The following is a 16,403-nucleotide window of genomic DNA, read 5'->3' on the forward strand; positions in this document are numbered from 1 at the left end:
GAGGCGAGCGGCGTGGACGAGGATTATCTGCGCGCGATGGAGTACGGCATGCCCCCCACGGGTGGCGTGGGCATCGGCATCGATCGCCTGTTCATGTATCTCACGGACACGCAGAACATCCGCGACGTGATCCTGTTCCCCACGATGCGCCCCGAATGATCGGACGGCTGTCGTCGTGAGGGACCTCGAACTCGCCATCGCCTGGCGCTACCTGCGCAGCCGTCGTGGTTCGCGTTTGCTGTCGCTCATCAGTGTCATCGCCATCGGCGGCGTGCTGGTGGGCGTGAGCGCGCTCATCGTGATCATGGGGGTGATGAACGGGTTGCAGCGCGATCTGCGAGAGAAGATTCTCGTGGGGAGCCCCGATATCCGAGTGCTGCCGTATGGCTCGGACATGCGCATGCCCGACTGGGGCGAACTGCTGACGCGCGTGAAGAAGGGGCCGGGCGTCGTCGAGGCTGCGCCATTCGTGCAAACGCAGGGGCTGGTGCGCAATCTTGGGGGGTACATGGTCGGCACCCAGGTGGTGGGCATCGTGCCCATCGGCGAGCCGGGTGACAAGGTGACCACGATTCGTCAGCACGCCATTCTCGGTGACTTCACGTTCCGGCGCGACAGCGTGTCGCTGCCAGGTGCGGTGCTCGGGAAGTTGCTGGCGTCCAAGCTCAATGCGTTCCCGGGGGACACGGTGGTGCTCCTCGGGGCAGCTGGCCTCGACATGAATGCGTCCACGGGGGCCATTGTCCCGCGCGCGGACAGCGTGGTCGTGAGCGGCGTCTTCGAGACCGGCATGTACGAGTACGACGACGCCTACCTCTACCTGTCGCTCGAGGCCGCTCAGCGCTTCGCTGGTTACGGCACGGATGTCACAGGGATCGAGGTGCGGGCGCGCGACCGGTGGAACGCGCCGGCGGTGGCCGACACGTTGCGGGCGCAGTTGGAGTCGTCGGTGCGCACCATGGATTGGCAGGAGCAGAACCGCTCGCTCTTCCAGGCGCTCAAGCTCGAGAAGCTCGGGATGGGGGTGATCCTGCTGCTCATCGTAGTCGTGGCCGCCTTCAACATCGTGAGCACGCTCACGATGGTCGTGGCGGACAAGACGCGCGAGATCGGGATTCTGCGGGCGATGGGCATGCCGGCGGCCTCCATCCGGCGCATTTTCCTGTATCAAGGCACCGTGGTCGGCGCGGTCGGCACGGGCGGCGGTCTGGTCCTCGGCCTGGTCGTCGCCTTGCTGCTGGAGAAGTACCGGCTCATCGCGCTCGACCCGAGCGTGTATTTCATCGATCATCTGCCGGTGGCCATTCAGCCGCTCGATGTCGTGATGATCGTGCTCGCCAGCGTGGCGATCGCCGCGCTCGCGACGCTGTATCCGGCTAAGCAGGCGGCGAATCTCTATCCTGTCGAGGCCATCCGCCATGAGTGAGGCGGTGCGCGAGTTCGTGCTCGAAGGGGAGGGGCTGGTCAAGGAATTCCGGGGCGGTGACGGCGGGGTCATCCGCGTGCTGGATGACGTGTCGATCGGCGTGCACCGTGGCGAAATGGTCGCGATCGTGGGCGAGAGCGGCGCCGGCAAGAGCACATTGCTGCACGTGCTGGGCGCGCTGGAGCGGCCGTCGGCCGGTCGTATCCGACTGGCAGGGCAGGCGGTGGAGGGGCTCCCCGAGGAGTCGCTCGATGGGCTGAGGAACCGGACCGTCGGGTTCGTGTTTCAGTTTCATCACCTCCTGCGCGAGTTCTCGGCGCTGGAGAACGTCATGATGCCACTGCGCATCGCGGGCGAAACGATTCCGCGGGCGAAGGAGCGAGCCATGGTGCTGCTTGAGCGGGTCGGTTTGGCCGCTCGCGTGCATCATCGTCCTGGTGCGCTTTCGGGTGGCGAGCAGCAGCGCACGGCGGTGGCACGCGCGTTGGCGGCGGGGCCGTCGGTGCTGCTCGCGGATGAACCGAGCGGCAATCTCGACCGTTACAATGCGGAGTCGTTGCACGATCTGTTCGCCGAGCTGGCACACGACCAGGCGTTGGGGTTGGTGGTGGTCACCCACAACCAGTCGCTGGCCGCGCGGGCAGACCGGGCGCTATCGTTGGAAGGAGGTCGGTTGGTGGTGTCGGACGTACCCGGAGGGGCCTGATGTTGTGCGACAACTGCAAGGAGCGCGACGCGGTGGTCCACCTGACGCGCATCGTGGACAACGCGGTGTCGCAGTTGCACCTGTGCGAGAAGTGCGCGGCGGCGAAGGGGGTGGAAACCACGCTGTCGGTGCCGCAGCACCCGTTGGGGGACATTCTGCAGGCGGTGCAGCAGCAAGCCACCACCACGAGTGAGGACGCTGCGGCCTGTGCATTCTGCGGGGCGACGGCGCGTGACTTTCGCGCCACGGGACGCCTTGGCTGTCCCCATTGCTACGATGCGATGGAACGGAGCCTGCGCGAGCTGTTGCGGCGCCTGCACGGCAGTTCGCGGCACGTGGGGCAGCGCTACGAGACGCCGGACACCCATGTGGTCGAGAAGCCGGACACACTGCATGATCTGCGTGACCGGTTGCGGCGGGCCGTCGAGAGCGAGCAGTTCGAAGTGGCGGCGGAGCTGCGCGACCGCATCAAGGCGCTGGAGACGGAACCGGTATGACGGCGCCTCGTCCTGGTCTCGATCTGTCGTTGCTGCCGGACGGCGGCGTCCGCTGGCTTGACGCCTCTGGTCCCAACAGCGATGTGGTGATTTCCACGCGCATTCGGCTGGCGCGCAACGTGTCCGGCTACGCGTTCACGGGGCGGGCCCGTGAGGGCGAGCGGTTGCGGATGCTGGCCCAGGTGCGGGACGCGCTCAGCGGAGTGCCGTCGCTGAGCGGCAGTCTGCTGCTGCGTCTGGACGATCTGCCGGTCGTCGACCGGCAGCTGTTGCACGAGCGTCATCTGGTCAGCAAGGAGCTGGCGGGGCTCGATCCGCAGCATCCGGTGCGTGGCGGTGCGGCGGTGTTCCTTGGTGAGTCGGTCGGGCTGCTCGTGAATGAGGAGGACCACCTGCGATTACAGGCGCTGCGCAGCGGCTTTGCCGTTCAGCAGGCGTTCGACGGGGTGAGCCAGCTCGACCGGGAACTGGGCGCCCAGGTTCCGTATGCCTTTCATCGGGAATTCGGGTTCCTGACCGCCTGTCCTACAAACGCGGGCACCGGATTGCGGGCGTCGGTGTTGATTCACTTGCCGGGCCTCGTGTTGACGAAGGAGATCGGCAAGGTGCTCGCGGGGCTTCAGCAGATGGGGCTCACCTACCGTGGGTTGTACGGTGAGGGGAGCGAGGTGGTGGGCAACTTCTTTCAGTTGTCGAACCAGACCACGCTGGGGCGGTCGGAAGAGGAATTGCAGGATCTGCTGGTGCGCGTCGTCCGTCACGTGATCGAGCGCGAGGAGGAAGCGCGCCGTGTGCTGGTGCGCGATGCGGGCTATATTATCGAAGACAAGTTGTGGCGCGCGTACGGGACGCTGCGGTATGCCCGCAGCCTTTCGTTCGACGAGGCCATGAACTACCTGAGTGGCGTGCGCCTGGCGGTGGGTTTGAAACTGATCGCTGGGCTCAGTGTATACACACTCAACAAGCTCCTGATCTTTGCCCAGTCGGCCCATCTGGCTCATCTTGAGGGGAAGGGGCTGACGGACAGCGAGACCAACCTGGCGCGCGCCAGATACGTGCGGCAGGTGTTGATGAGCGAAGGCGGCGGCGTCGAATGAGCCGCTCCCCAACGACCCTGAGGGTGCGATGAACGGCTACAACTTCACCGAGCGGGTGCGGAAGGTCCTTGCGATGGCGCGCGAGGAGGCGGCACGCCTGCACCACGAGTACGTGGGCACGGAGCACATTCTGCTCGGGCTCATCCGTGAGGGTGAGGGCGTTGCGGCAGCGGTGCTGCAAAACCTCAACGTGGACCTCGACGACGTCACGCAGAAGATCGAGGACACCGTCAAGAAGGGGAAGGCGGCGCAGGCCACCGGTCCCGATCTCCCGTACACGTCGCGCGCGAAGAAAGTCCTCGAGCTGGCGATGGCGGAAGCGCGCGATCTCAACCACAGCTACGTCGGGACCGAACATCTGCTGCTCGGCCTGCTCCGCGAGGAGAAGGGCATTGCGGCGCAGGTGTTGACCGACGCGGGTGTGAACCTCGACGCGGCACGCGCCGAGACGCTGCGGCTGCTCGGCACCGAAATGCCGCAGGGCGGGACGCAGGCCGCCCCGCCGGAGAAGGCTGGCGCAGGGGCCCCGCCGTCGGCCGGTGGCCAGGCCAAGGGCGACAAGAAGTCCAAGACGCCGGCCCTCGATCATTTCTGCCGCGACCTCACGCAGCTCGCCGCCGAAGGGCAGCTCGATCCCACGATCGGGCGTGCCAAGGAAATCGAGCGCGTCATGGAGGTCCTGTCGCGCCGTAAGAAGAACAACCCGGTGCTCATCGGTGAACCCGGTGTGGGCAAGACCGCAATCGTGGAAGGGCTCGCGCAGCTTATCGCGAACGGTGAGTGCCCGGAGAACCTCCGCGAGAACCGCGTGCTGTCGCTCGACATGGCGGCCGTGATCGCCGGGACCAAGTATCGCGGCCAGTTCGAAGAGCGCCTCAAGGCGGTCATGAACGAGATCGCGCAGAACAAGCAGGTCATCCTGTTCATCGACGAGCTGCACACGCTCGTCGGGGCGGGCGCGGCCGAAGGCGCCATCGATGCGAGCAACATGCTCAAGCCGGCGCTCGCGCGCGGCGAGCTGCAGTGCGTCGGCGCGTCCACGCTCAACGAGTACCGCAAGTACATCGAGAAGGACGGCGCGCTCGAGCGTCGCTTCCAGACCGTCGTGGTCGATCCGCCGTCGATCGAGGAGACCGTGCAGATCCTGCAGGGGCTCCGCAAGAAGTACGAGGATCACCATCGCGTGAACATCCCCGACGAGACGTTGCTCGCCGCGGCCAAACTGTCGGAGCGCTACATCACCGACCGTTTCCTGCCGGACAAGGCGATCGACGTGATCGACGAAGCGGGCGCGCGTGCCCGTCTGGCGGCCCAGGTGCCGCCGGCCGAGGTGGCCGATCTCAAGGCCGAGCTCGAGAAGATCAATCTCGAGAAGGAAGCGGCGGTCCGCGATCAGAACTTCGAGCGCGCGGCGTCGCTGCGTGACAACGAGCGCGAACTCCAGGCGGAGATCCGTCGCAAGCAGGAGGAGTGGGAGCAGCGGCGGCAGTCGTTCCGCCCCACGCTCGGCGAAGAGGAGATCTCGTTCATCGTCAGCCGCTGGACGGGCATCCCTGTTACGCGTCTGCAGGAAGCCGAGACGTCACGGTTGTTGCGCATGGAAGAGGAGTTGCACGGGACCGTGGTGGGGCAGGACGAGGCCATCAAGGCACTCGCCCGGTCCATCCGCCGCAGCCGTGCCGGCCTCAAGGATCCGCGTCGTCCCATCGGTTCGTTCATCTTCTCCGGCCCCACGGGTGTCGGTAAGACCGAACTTGCCCGCTCGCTGGCGAAATTCATGTTCGCCGACGCGTCGGCGCTCATCCGCGTGGACATGAGCGAGTACATGGAGAAGTTCTCCGTGTCGCGGCTCATCGGCGCGCCCCCGGGCTACGTGGGCTACGAGGACTCCGGCACGCTCACCAAGGCCGTGCGTCGTAAGCCGTACAGCGTCATCCTCCTCGACGAAATCGAGAAGGCGCATCCCGACGTGTTCAACATCCTGTTGCAGGTGCTCGATGAGGGTCACCTCACCGACAATTACGGCCGGGTGATCGACTTCAAGAACACCGTGGTGATCATGACGTCCAACGTGGGCGCCAAGGATATCACGCGGGGCAAGTCGCTGGGCTTTGCCACCAACGATGCGCGCGGGGATTTCGAGCGGATCGCCGACAAGGTGAAGGAAGAGATGGGGCGGGTGTTCAACCCCGAATTCCTCAACCGCCTCGACGACGTGATCGTGTTCCACCCGCTTGGCAAGGAACACATCTCGCAGATCGTGTCCATTCTCTTCGCCGACGTGCAGAAGCGCCTGACGGAAGAGGAGATCACGATCAAGCTCACCCAGGAGGCGACCGAGTTCCTGGTGAACCATGGCCACGACGAGCATTTCGGTGCTCGGCCCCTGAAGCGGGCCATCCAGCGCTATGTGGAAGACCCGCTCTCGGAGAAGCTCCTCATGGGCGAGTTCTCCCGGGGCGACGAGATCGAGGTGGCGGTCTCCGCCACTGAGAAGGAAAAGCTGGAGTTCCGGGTGCTCTCCCCCTCGCCGCAGGCGAGCTGAGTGCGGTCCGGAGGCAACGCCAGCCTCCCCTTTTGGTGTCAGACGGCCGGGCCCCGCGTCGGGGTTCGGCCGTTTTTCATGGTCGGGTGTAGGAAACGGGGGCGCGGGCTCGGCCCTTCCGGGTGCGCCCGTATATATTTCGAGGCTATGCTGAAACGCGTTCCCCAGATTTTCGGCCGCTCGCCGGCGCGACTCGTCGCGTCGGTATTCGTCGTGGCCGCGATAGCGACCTTCGTGTCGGCGCCGCGCATGCTGGCCGCCCAGGAGGTCGTCGGCCGGTGTACCACCAGCGACTCCATCGCCGTGCGCGGCGCGGCGCGTGTGAACGAGACACGCATCCGCACGGAGGCTGGTCTCACGAAGGGGGCGATGCTCAACTTCCCCACGCTCCAGCGTTCGCTCAAGGCGCTGTATGCGCTGGGGGAGTTCGACGACGTCCAGATTATCTGTGACCTTGAGTCGGTACCTGGAAAGGTGCTGACGGTCGTGCAGGTGAAGGAACGCGTGATTCTCGGTGATATCACGGTCGTCGGACCCAAGGCTATTTCGGAGCGGTCGGTCAAGGACAAGATCGATCTCCTGATCGGCCGACCGATTGACCCGCTCCAGGTGGCGCGCGCGAAGGCGAAGATCGATTCCGTCTACGAGAACGCTGGCTACTATCTCGCGCTAGTGAAGATCGATTCCACGCTCATGAGCGATGGACGCATCGCGCTCCGGTACACCGTCGACGAAGGGCGACGCCTCGCCATTTCGGCCATCGACATTGTCGGCAACAAATCGGTTCGCGAAAAGACGATCGTCAGTGCCATGAAGACGAAGCCCGAGGGCTTCTTCTTCTTCCGGAAGGGCGAGTACGACGATGACAAGTTCGTGGGCGACCTGGGGGAACGGATTCCCGAGTTGTTCTCCCGTCTGGGCCATGTGGACGCGCGCATCACCAAGGACACCCTGCTCGTCGATCGTGAACGCGGGAAGGGGCTGGTGCAGATCACCGTCGACGAAGGGCCGCAGTTTCGCGTGGGCGCGTTCGAAATCGCCGGTAATCGCCGCTTCAACACGGAAGATCTGCGCAAGTTCTATCCGTTCGACGGCAAGGAAACGAAGACGCTCACCCAGCGGGCGATGGGGCTGATTTTCCGAAAGCCCGAGGCGCCCGAGGGAGTATTCGATCAGGCCAAGTGGGATGCGGCGCTCGAGAAGGTGAACGGCGCGTACCGCGACAACGGCTATCTGTATGCGCAGGTGCGACCGGTCGTGGAGCGGCGCTACGAAGGGCCCGATTCGGTGCCGACCGCCAATCTCCGCTGGGAGATCGAAGAGAAGAATCCGGCGATCGTCAATCGCATCGAGATCGTCGGTAACGACTTCACGTCGGATGACTGCATTCGCCGACAGATTTTCCTCGTGCCGGGCGGCCCGTTCAATCAGCAGGCGCTCATCCGCAGTTACCAGAGCATCGGCAACATGAATTTCTTCGAACAGCCCATGCCGTTTCCGGACTATCGTCCGATCAACGAGCAGGGTGACGTGGACATCGTGTTTCGTGTGAAGGAGAAGCGGACGGGGTCGGTGAATTTCGGTGCGTCCATGGGGCAGGGCGGTGTCGGCTTCGGTGGCTTCGTTGGCCTCGAGCAGCCCAACCTGTTCGGTCTTTGCAAGTCGGGGCGCCTCAACTGGCAGTACGGTCGCTTCTTCAATGACTTCACGGCGACCTACACCGACCCGGCGCTCAAGGGGACGCGGCTGTCGGGGGCGCTCAGCGCGTACCGCACGCAGTCCCGCTTCATCGTCGGCAACCTCGGGCAGAACATCCGCACCGGTTCGCAGTTCCGCCTTGGCATCCCCACGCCGTGGTCGTACTTCTCCACGCTGGCGATGTCGTACAACGTCGAGAACGCCACGTTTACGTCTGGCACGATCGTGGGGAGCTGCTCGCGCAACTGTCTGCGTTCGAACGTCGGGCTGGAGTACCAGTACGACACGCGTATCGACATGCCCTTTGCCACGGCCGGTTCGTTGCGCTCGGTGCAGTTGGACCTGAGCGGTGGGCCGTTTGGCGGAACGGTGAACTTCCAGCGGCTTACCACGGAAATGCGCGCCTACGCGCCGCTCGCGCAGTTCGGGGGGAGCAACCCCGGTTCGCAGCCGATCAAGCTCACCATGGGGCTGACGGCGCGCACGGGCGCGCTGTTCGGTAACTCCGGCCCGTTCTTCTTCCAGCAGCAGTTTGCGGTGGGTGGTGTGATGTTCGGCCAGCAGCTTCGAGGCTATCCGGAGTTCTCCATTACCCCGCAGGGATTCAACCCGGGTACGGATCAGTTCCGCTCCGATCCGGCCTCGTTCGGTAATGCCTTCATGACCATGACCGGAGAAATCGGGCTCCGGTTCAACCAGATGTTCTACTTCAACGTCTTCGCCGACGCCGGGAACAACTGGGCCTCCGCCCGACAGATCAACCCAACCCGCCTCTACCGTTCGGCTGGATTTGGGGTATCTACCGTAACGCCGCTCGGTCCGCTCGGACTTGATATGGCGTACGGCTTCGACCGTCAGGCAGTGAACATCACCACCGGTCGCCTGGAGAAGGCGCCCAAGTGGCAGTTCCACTTCCGACTCGGCCAGCTCTTCTAACTCAGGACTTCATCATGCGTTTGCTTTCCGTTGTCGGTGCCGTTGCTGTCCTCGCGTCCGTACCGTCGTTCGCTTCGGCGCAGGGGCAGAAGTTCGCCTTCGTCAATTCGCAGGCACTCCTGCAAAACGCCCCGGGACGGGGCGAGGCCGAGGCCACGTTCGAGAAGGAGATGGTGGGCATTCGTGCGCAGCTCTCCAAGCTCCAGGATTCGCTCACGGCCATGAACGAGGCGTGGGCGAAGGAAGAGCCCACCCTGCAGGGCGCGGCCAAGGACGTGCGCCTCAAGCTGCTGCGTGAGAAGGAGCAGAATTGGGGGGCGCAGGCGCAGAAGCTGCAGTCGCAGGCGCAGGATCGTCAGGAGGAACTGATGGCCCCCATCATGGAGAACCTCCGCAAGGTGCTCGACGACGTCCGCATGGATGGCGGCTACGCCTTCATCTTCGACGTCGCTGCGGGCGCGTTCATCGTCTCGGCTGACAAGAATCTCGACATCACCGACCGCGTGATGGCCAAGATGCGTCTGGCGGCTCCGAAGGCTGCACCGGCGGCGAAGCCGGCCCCGGCCGGTCCGACGTCGGCGCCCGCCGGCATCACGAAGAAGCCGCCTACGGAGTGATCGCCGCGTGAGCGGCACCTCTCACGTTCCGCAGGCTGGCGGCGGTGATGGGCAGATGCCCATCACCGCCGCTGACGTTGCGGCACAGGTCGGCGGACGCCTTGTCGGCGCTCCCGACGTGGTGGTGCGCGGGATCGCGCCACTCGATCGGGCCGGCGACAACGACTTGAGCATTCTGTCGCACCTGCGCTATGCGTCCTGGTTTGCCACCTCGCGCGCCGGCGTGGTGCTGGTGGCCCCAGCGCTCGAAGCGCAGCCGGGGACGCCGAGTACTCGGATCATCGTGGAGAAGCCCATGGACGCGCTGGTGGGGCTCCTCGCGCACTTCCATCGGCCGGAGCCCCGCGCGATCGGCGTGCATCCCACCGCGGTCGTGGCGCCCACGGCGCGCCTCGGAGACGGCGTGACGCTCGATGCACACGCCGTCGTGGGCGAGGGCGCGGTGCTCGGTGACCGCTGCTGGATCGGGGCCGGCGCTTCGGTGGGGGCCGGCAGTGTGCTCGGCAACGACGTGCGCCTCCACTCCAATGCCGTGGTCTATCCGTTCACGGAGCTCGGCGACCGCGTGGTGTTGCATGCCGGCGCCCAGGTGGGGCGTGAGGGGTTCGGTTTCGTGCCGCGCCCTACGGGCGTCGTACGCATCCCGCATGTGGGGCGCTGTGTGCTCGAGCACGATGTCGAAGTGGGCGCGAACAGCTGTGTCGATCGCGGCAGTGTGGATGATACGGTGATCGGGGCCGGCACGAAGATCGACAACCTCGTGCAGATCGCGCACAACGTACGCGTTGGGCGGTTTTGCTTCTTTGCGTCGCTGACAGGCGTGGCCGGATCGACGCGCATCGAAGATGGCGTGCAAGTCGGCGGACAGGCCGGCTTGGGTGGCCATCTCACTGTGGGCGCCCGCGCGACGATCGCCGGTCGGGCCAGCGTGTTCGGCGATGTCCCCGCCGGGGAAACGTGGTCGGGTTATCCAGCGCGTCCTCACAAGGAGCAGCTGCGTACCCAGGCCGCCGTCACGAAACTCGCCCGCCTGTTGCGGCCGTTGGAACTGATGGTCGCGCGATTCACGGCGAATACCGACCCGGTCGATTCCTCGTCATCCGGAGACGCGGCATGATCGCGCGCGCTGGCCAGAGTAAAGGTGGTACCACACCGGGAGCGACTGCCGGCAGTGCGCGGGCTTCGGCGCTTCCCGGCGCCGCGCGGCGCACGGTGGCGGGGGATGCGGTCGTAGAGGGCATCGGTTTGCATCTCGGTCGTCCGTGCCGTCTGGTGTTCAAGCCGGCGCCGTCGGGCACGGGGATCGTGTTCCATCGGGTCGATCTCCCCGGCACGGCGCCCATTCCAGCGCGGGTGGAGGTCGCCGTGGAGGCCGAGCGGCGGACGCAACTCGGCACCGGTGAAGCAGCGTTGCACACGGTTGAACATGTGCTCGCCGCTGTGGGGGCCCTCGAGATCGATGATCTTGTCATCGAGATGGACGGGCCGGAGCCGCCAATTATGGATGGCAGCGCGGCGCCATTCGTGGCAGCTCTCGATGCGGCCGGGCTGACCGCCAACGCGGGGCGGCCTGAGTGGCTGGTCCTGCGCAAATCCATTCGCGTCGTCGACGGCGACAGCGTGTACGAAGCGCATCCCTGCTTCGGCTTCGGGCTCGATGTCACCATTGATTTTCCGCATCCGCTGATCGGTGAGCAGCGGGGGCGGTACATGGTGACCCCGGGAACGTTCCGCCGCGAACTCGCGGCGGCTCGCACCTTCGGCTTCGTGCACGAAGTCGAGGCGCTGCGCGCGAAGGGACTCATTCAGGGGGCGTCCACCGCCAACGCGATCGTACTCGACGCGAACGGATTGGTGGACACTTCCCTACGCTGGGCGGACGAATTCGTTCGCCACAAGGCTCTCGACTGCGTCGGGGACCTTCTCCTTGCGGGGGCGCGCGTGCGCGCCCGCATTGTCGCTCACAAGCCCAGCCACCGCGGCACGGTGGCACTGGTGCGAGCTCTCGTTCAACACGCCATCAAGGAACCCGCCGTGTACACCGTCGAAGACATTCTGCAGGTCCTCCCGCATCGCTATCCATTCCTCCTCGTCGATCGCATTCTCGAGATCGACGAGGGCAAGCGCATCGTGGGCCTCAAGAACGTCACCATCAACGAGCCGTTCTTCCAAGGCCACTTCCCGGGGCACCCCATCATGCCGGGGGTGCTTATCATCGAAGCGATGGCGCAGGTGGGCGGCATGCTGCTCATGCGCACCATCGAGGATCCGTCGTCGAAGGTCGTGTACTTCCTGTCGCTCGACAACGTGAAGTTCCGCCGCCCGGTGAAGCCCGGTGACCAGTTGCGTCTGGAACTCGAGGTCGTGCAGGCGCGCGGCACGATGTGCAAGATGAAGGGCATCGCCTATGTAGACGGTCAGGTGGTGACCGAAGCCGACATGGCCGCGATGGTCCGCGATCGATGAGCGCCAGTCCGGAGACCTTGGGCGGCACGCGCGTGCACGCTACGGCGATCATCGATCCCACCGCGCAGATCGGGCGCGATGTCGAGATCGGGCCGTGGGCCATCGTGGGGCCGCATTGTGAAGTGGGGGACGGGGCGCGCATCGGCGCACGCGCCACTCTCGAGCGCAACGTCCGCCTCGGCCAACGTGTGTCGGTCGGGAGCGGCGCGATCCTCGGTGGTGATCCGCAGGACCTCAAGTTTCGGGGCGAAGAGACGTGGGTCGAGATCGGCGACGATACCGCGATCCGTGAGTACGTCACGATCAATCGCGGGACGGCGCACTCGGTTACCACGCGCGTTGGTCGACACTGCTTCCTGATGAGCTACGTGCACCTCGCGCACGACTGTCAGCTGGGCGATCACATCATCATTTCGAACGGCACGCAGTTGGCCGGGCACGTTCAGATCGAAGATCGCGCCATCATTTCCGGGTTGTGCGCGGTGCATCAGTTCGTGCGCGTTGGGCGACATTCCTTCATCGGCGGCTGTTCGCGCGTCACACAGGATGTGCCACCGTATGTGCGTGCCGTCGGCAATCCGATCAAGCTGTTCGGACTCAATTCAGTGGGATTGCAGCGGAGCGGATTCGCCGAGCCGGTTGTGCGCGAGCTCAAGAAGGCCTATCGGTTCTGCTTCCGATCCGACCTCAACCTCTCGCAGGGTGTCGAGAGGGCGCGGGGCGAGCTCGAGCAAATTCCCGAGGTCCAGCATTTCCTCGCGTTCATCGAAGCCAGTCAGCGCGGCGTTGGGTTCTGAGCCATGAACCTCACAGCGGAACAGCAGCTCTTTGCCCGGGCCGGCGCCCCTCGCATCGGCGTGGTCGGCGCAGGTGGACTCGGTGTGCACCATGTCCGCATTCTGCGCGACCTGTGCGGTGAGCGCTTCGCAGGATTCGTTGACGAAAACCCGGGGCGCGCGTCTCAGGTGGCCTCGCAGTACCAGGTCACCGCGTATCCATCGCTCGATCGGCTCCTCGACGAAGTCGATGCCGTGTCGATTGTCGTCCCAACCACGGCGCATCACGCCGTGGCCACGGCGGCCCTCGCGCGCGGCAAGCACGTGTTCGTGGAGAAGCCGTTCACGGTGACTCTTGCGGAGGCCGATGACCTCTTGGCGAAGTCGCGTGCGGCCGGTGTCATCCTTCAGGTGGGGCACGTGGAGCGGTTCAATCGCGCCGTCCGTGCAGCCATGCCGTATGTGGACGGGCCCCGCTTCATCGAAAGCGATCGGTTGGCTCCGTTCAATCCACGCGGCTCCGACGTGGCGGTGGTGCTGGATCTCATGATCCATGATCTGGATCTGGTGCACACGCTGGTGGGATCACCGGTGGCCGATGTGCAGGCCATGGGCATTCCGGTGCTCACGCCACAGGTCGACATTGCCAACGCCCGCCTGACGTTTGCGAACGGGGCCGTCGCGAACATCACGGCCAGTCGCGTGTCGCGTGAACGTCTGCGCAAGCTGCGCATCTTTCAGCGGAGCGGGTATCTCTCTCTCGACCTGGCCGCAGGCACCGGCGAGTTCTTTCGTCTGCGCGGGGACTTCGATCCGATGCAGCTCGCGCGCGCGCCGCGGGCGCTCGAAGAGTTCGTCGAACGTGTGGTGCTCGATGCCCCGGAGGGCGAACCGTTGGTGCTCGAGTTGTCGCAATTCCTCGGGGCGATCATGGGGCGCACCAAGGTGGCGGTGACGGGCGAGGAGGGGCGTGAAGCGTTGGAGGCTGCCCTGCGCATCGTTACGGCCATCGAGCAGGCGCATGCCGTGATGAAGGCGGGTGAAGGGCAGCAGCCCGGAGCCACCGGTGCGTGAAGTGTTGTTCGTCGTCGGTGAGGCATCCGGCGATCTCCATGCAGGCAAGGTGGCCGAGGTGTTGCGCGAACTGGCGCCCGTGCTGCCGATGGCCGGCGTGGGCGGTGGGCATATGCGACGCGCCGGCGTGGAGATTCTCCACGACGTCGAAACGCTCGCCGTGATGGGGTTCGTGGAAGTGTTGCAGCACGTGCCCAAGCATTGGGCGCTGTTGCGACGCCTTCGTGAGCGCATCGAAAGCGGTCGGGTGGGGCTGGTGGTGCTTCTCGACTATCCCGGCTTCAACATGAAGGTCGCCGAAGTGGCGCACCGCGCCGGCGTACCGGTGCTTTACTACATCACGCCGCAGGTGTGGGCCTGGGGAGCCAATCGCTTGCCCAAGCTCGCGCGTTTGGTCACCAAGGCCGCGTCGATTCTCCCCTTCGAAGCGCCTCTGCTCCGACAGCACGGAATCGACGCCACGTTCGTCGGTCATCCGCTGCTGGATCGTGCCCAGAGCCTGCCGACCATGGCCGAGGCACGTGCGCAACTCGGTCTCGATGCCGAACGACCGGTGCTCGCGGTGTTTCCCGGAAGTCGTCGGGCCGAAATCGCGCGACATCTCGAGCCCTTCATGGCGGCCGCGACCGCGGTGCAACAGCAGCGCCCCGACGTGCAGGTCGTGGTCGGCGTGGCGCCGACGGTGAGCATCTCCGCCGCGCAGTGCCCCTTTCCGCTCGTGCAGGGGGCGTCGTTCGTCGTGCAGCGCGCCGCAACGGCCGGATTGCTCAAGAGCGGTACGAACACGCTCGAGGCCGCGGTGGCCGGATTACCGCACGTCATCGGCTATCGCACCAGTCCCATCACGTACGCGATTGCCAAGCGCGTCGTGAAGATCCCGCATATCGGTCTCGTCAACGTTGTGGCGGGTCGTGAAGTGTCACGCGAGTTCGTGCAGGAGCGGTTCGTGCCGGACACGGTTGCCGCCTCGCTCCTGCCACTGCTCGACGAATCCTCGTCGACGCGACAGGCGGCGCTGTCGGCGCTGGCCGAAGTGCGCGGGTGTCTGGGGGAGCCCGGGGCGTCGCGTCGGGTTGCCGACATGATCATTGGCATGGGTGCCGCGTGAGCCAGGGCGCACCGGTGTCACGTGGGGAGCGCGTGCCCGCGTCGCTCGACTGGCGGACGCGCGCGGCCATTGCGCTGGGCGGTGTGCTCATGCGCGTGCTTGGGCGAACGTGGCGCGTACGGGTGCATGGGAGGGAGTGGCTCAACGCGCGCACCAACGGTGAGCAGCCGGTCGTTTACACGCTGTGGCACGGACAGATGCTCCCCCTGCTATGGGCGCACAACGTACGGACTGGCGTGATCATCAGCGAACACCGGGATGGCGAGATCATCGCACGCATCGTGGCGCTGTTCGGCAACTTCGGGGTACGCGGCTCGTCCTCGCGCGGAGGCACCCGGGCTCTGCTCGAGTCGGTCAAGGTCGTGAAGCACGGCACGGACATGGCCTTCACGCCTGACGGGCCACGTGGTCCGCGGCACTCGTTCGCGCCGGGCGCGCTGATGCTGGCGAATCGAGCCAGCGTACCGATCGTGACCATCACCGGACACGTCGACCGGAAATGGACGCTCCGCAGCTGGGATGCCTTTGAGATCCCGAAGCCGTTTGCCCGCATCACGGTGCTGTTCGGCGAGCCGCGTCGGGTGGATGACGAGCACATTCGCGATGCTGCCGAACGCACCGAAGAATTCGCGCGCTACATGTTGGACGATCTCGCTCGCGCGGAGCAGCTGGCGCGCAGTGGTGTTGCCCGCGGGGCCACGCCGGGGCGAGCCTAGTGCTGCGCCAGGGCGCCGAGTGGGTCTGGTACGACCGTAGCGTCGCGGCGGCGGGAGTGCGACTCGGGCTCGCACCGCTGGCCGCAGTATTCGGTGCGGTCGTCCGCCAGCGCAATCAGCGCTTCGATCAGCAGCTGGGTCAGGCGGCTGTCCCCGCATTGTCGGTGGGGAACCTCACGGTCGGGGGGACAGGAAAAACGCCGGTCGCCTCCTGGTTCGCCCGGCGATTGCAAGCGGCGGGCGCGCGGCCGTCCATCGTGCTCCGTGGCTACGGGGACGACGAATGGCGCGTGCATCGCTTGCTGACACCCTCGCTCCCGGTCGTGCGCAATGCCGATCGGGTGGCCGGCATGCAGCAGGCGCGCGCGAACGGCGCCGACTGCGCGGTCCTCGACGACGCCTTTCAGCACCGTCGTGCCGCCCGCGTGTCCGACGTGGTGCTGGTGAGCGCCGATCGGTTCCCTCATGCGGTGCATCTGCTCCCCGCCGGTCCGTTTCGCGAGGGGCTGGAGGCGCTGCGTCGCGCCACGGCCGTGGTGATCACGGTGAAGGCCGCTGCCCCACGCGACGTGGAGCGGGTGGAGGCGAGTATCCGGCGCGCGGCCCCGGGCGTAGCCGTGGCACGCGTGCAGCTCGTCCCGGGGAGTGTGCGTCGCGTGGTGCTCCGTGGACACGATACATCGACTGTTTCTGAAAACGCTCAGGAAGAGTACGACACGGGGTGGCTCGCCGGTCGTCGCC

At 65.8% G+C, this 16,403-nt stretch carries 15 protein-coding genes; all 15 read left to right on the forward strand.

The genetic code is table 11. The annotated features are described in order from the left end of the window. Positions 1–159 (forward strand): amino acid--tRNA ligase-related protein (locus ACIQ6O_RS04850; RefSeq protein ID WP_396206675.1); only part of this gene is annotated, 159 nt, incomplete at its 5' end. Between the two features lie 16 nt (positions 160–175). After that, positions 176–1,426, forward strand: coding sequence for an FtsX-like permease family protein (locus ACIQ6O_RS04855; RefSeq protein WP_396206661.1), 1,251 nt, complete (start codon positions 176–178; stop codon positions 1,424–1,426). After that, the gene (locus ACIQ6O_RS04860) at positions 1,419–2,132 is read left to right on the forward strand and encodes an ABC transporter ATP-binding protein (RefSeq protein ID WP_396206662.1); all 714 of its coding nucleotides are present in this window, start codon (positions 1,419–1,421) and stop codon (positions 2,130–2,132) included. Before ACIQ6O_RS04855 ends, ACIQ6O_RS04860 begins: the two co-directional genes overlap by 8 nt. Next, complete coding sequence (locus ACIQ6O_RS04865) at positions 2,132–2,629, forward strand: UvrB/UvrC motif-containing protein (RefSeq protein ID WP_396206663.1); 498 nt, start codon at positions 2,132–2,134, stop codon at positions 2,627–2,629. The genes ACIQ6O_RS04860 and ACIQ6O_RS04865 overlap by 1 nt, the downstream gene beginning before the upstream one ends. Further along, positions 2,626–3,726 (forward strand): ATP--guanido phosphotransferase, encoded by a 1,101-nt coding sequence (locus ACIQ6O_RS04870; RefSeq protein ID WP_396206664.1) that lies wholly within the window; start codon positions 2,626–2,628, stop codon positions 3,724–3,726. Before ACIQ6O_RS04865 ends, ACIQ6O_RS04870 begins: the two co-directional genes overlap by 4 nt. A 28-nt stretch (positions 3,727–3,754) precedes the next feature. After that, positions 3,755–6,271, forward strand: a complete 2,517-nt coding sequence (locus ACIQ6O_RS04875; protein ID WP_396206665.1) for an ATP-dependent Clp protease ATP-binding subunit — start codon at positions 3,755–3,757, stop codon at positions 6,269–6,271. Between the two features lie 147 nt (positions 6,272–6,418). Continuing rightward, on the forward strand, positions 6,419–8,905 hold the full coding sequence (gene bamA / locus ACIQ6O_RS04880) for an outer membrane protein assembly factor BamA (RefSeq protein WP_396206666.1): 2,487 nt from the start codon (positions 6,419–6,421) through the stop codon (positions 8,903–8,905). Positions 8,906–8,919: 14 nt separating this feature from the next. Then, a complete protein-coding gene (locus ACIQ6O_RS04885; RefSeq protein WP_396206667.1) occupies positions 8,920–9,522 on the forward strand; it encodes an OmpH family outer membrane protein in 603 nt (200 codons plus the stop codon). 7 nt (positions 9,523–9,529) lie between these two features. After that, entirely contained in the window at positions 9,530–10,639 is a 1,110-nt protein-coding gene (gene lpxD / locus ACIQ6O_RS04890; protein ID WP_396206668.1) for a UDP-3-O-(3-hydroxymyristoyl)glucosamine N-acyltransferase, read from the forward strand. Beyond that, positions 10,636–11,988 (forward strand): bifunctional UDP-3-O-[3-hydroxymyristoyl] N-acetylglucosamine deacetylase/3-hydroxyacyl-ACP dehydratase, encoded by a 1,353-nt coding sequence (locus ACIQ6O_RS04895; protein ID WP_396206669.1) that lies wholly within the window; start codon positions 10,636–10,638, stop codon positions 11,986–11,988. The genes lpxD and ACIQ6O_RS04895 overlap by 4 nt, the downstream gene beginning before the upstream one ends. Beyond that, positions 11,985–12,785, forward strand: a complete 801-nt coding sequence (gene lpxA / locus ACIQ6O_RS04900; protein WP_396206670.1) for an acyl-ACP--UDP-N-acetylglucosamine O-acyltransferase — start codon at positions 11,985–11,987, stop codon at positions 12,783–12,785. Before ACIQ6O_RS04895 ends, lpxA begins: the two co-directional genes overlap by 4 nt. 3 nt (positions 12,786–12,788) lie before the next feature. Then, positions 12,789–13,838 (forward strand): Gfo/Idh/MocA family oxidoreductase, encoded by a 1,050-nt coding sequence (locus ACIQ6O_RS04905; protein WP_396206671.1) that lies wholly within the window; start codon positions 12,789–12,791, stop codon positions 13,836–13,838. Next, positions 13,831–14,946, forward strand: coding sequence for a lipid-A-disaccharide synthase (lpxB, locus tag ACIQ6O_RS04910; protein WP_396206672.1), 1,116 nt, complete (start codon positions 13,831–13,833; stop codon positions 14,944–14,946). The genes ACIQ6O_RS04905 and lpxB overlap by 8 nt, the downstream gene beginning before the upstream one ends. Next, on the forward strand, positions 14,943–15,662 hold the full coding sequence (locus tag ACIQ6O_RS04915) for a lysophospholipid acyltransferase family protein (protein WP_396206673.1): 720 nt from the start codon (positions 14,943–14,945) through the stop codon (positions 15,660–15,662). Before lpxB ends, ACIQ6O_RS04915 begins: the two co-directional genes overlap by 4 nt. Continuing rightward, positions 15,662–16,403, forward strand: a 742-nt coding sequence (locus ACIQ6O_RS04920; protein ID WP_396206674.1) for a tetraacyldisaccharide 4'-kinase, incomplete at its 3' end; no start/stop codon positions are given. The genes ACIQ6O_RS04915 and ACIQ6O_RS04920, both read left to right, overlap by 1 nt.

The organism is Gemmatimonas sp. (assembly GCF_044345575.1).
Lineage (GTDB): Bacteria > Gemmatimonadota > Gemmatimonadetes > Gemmatimonadales > Gemmatimonadaceae > Gemmatimonas.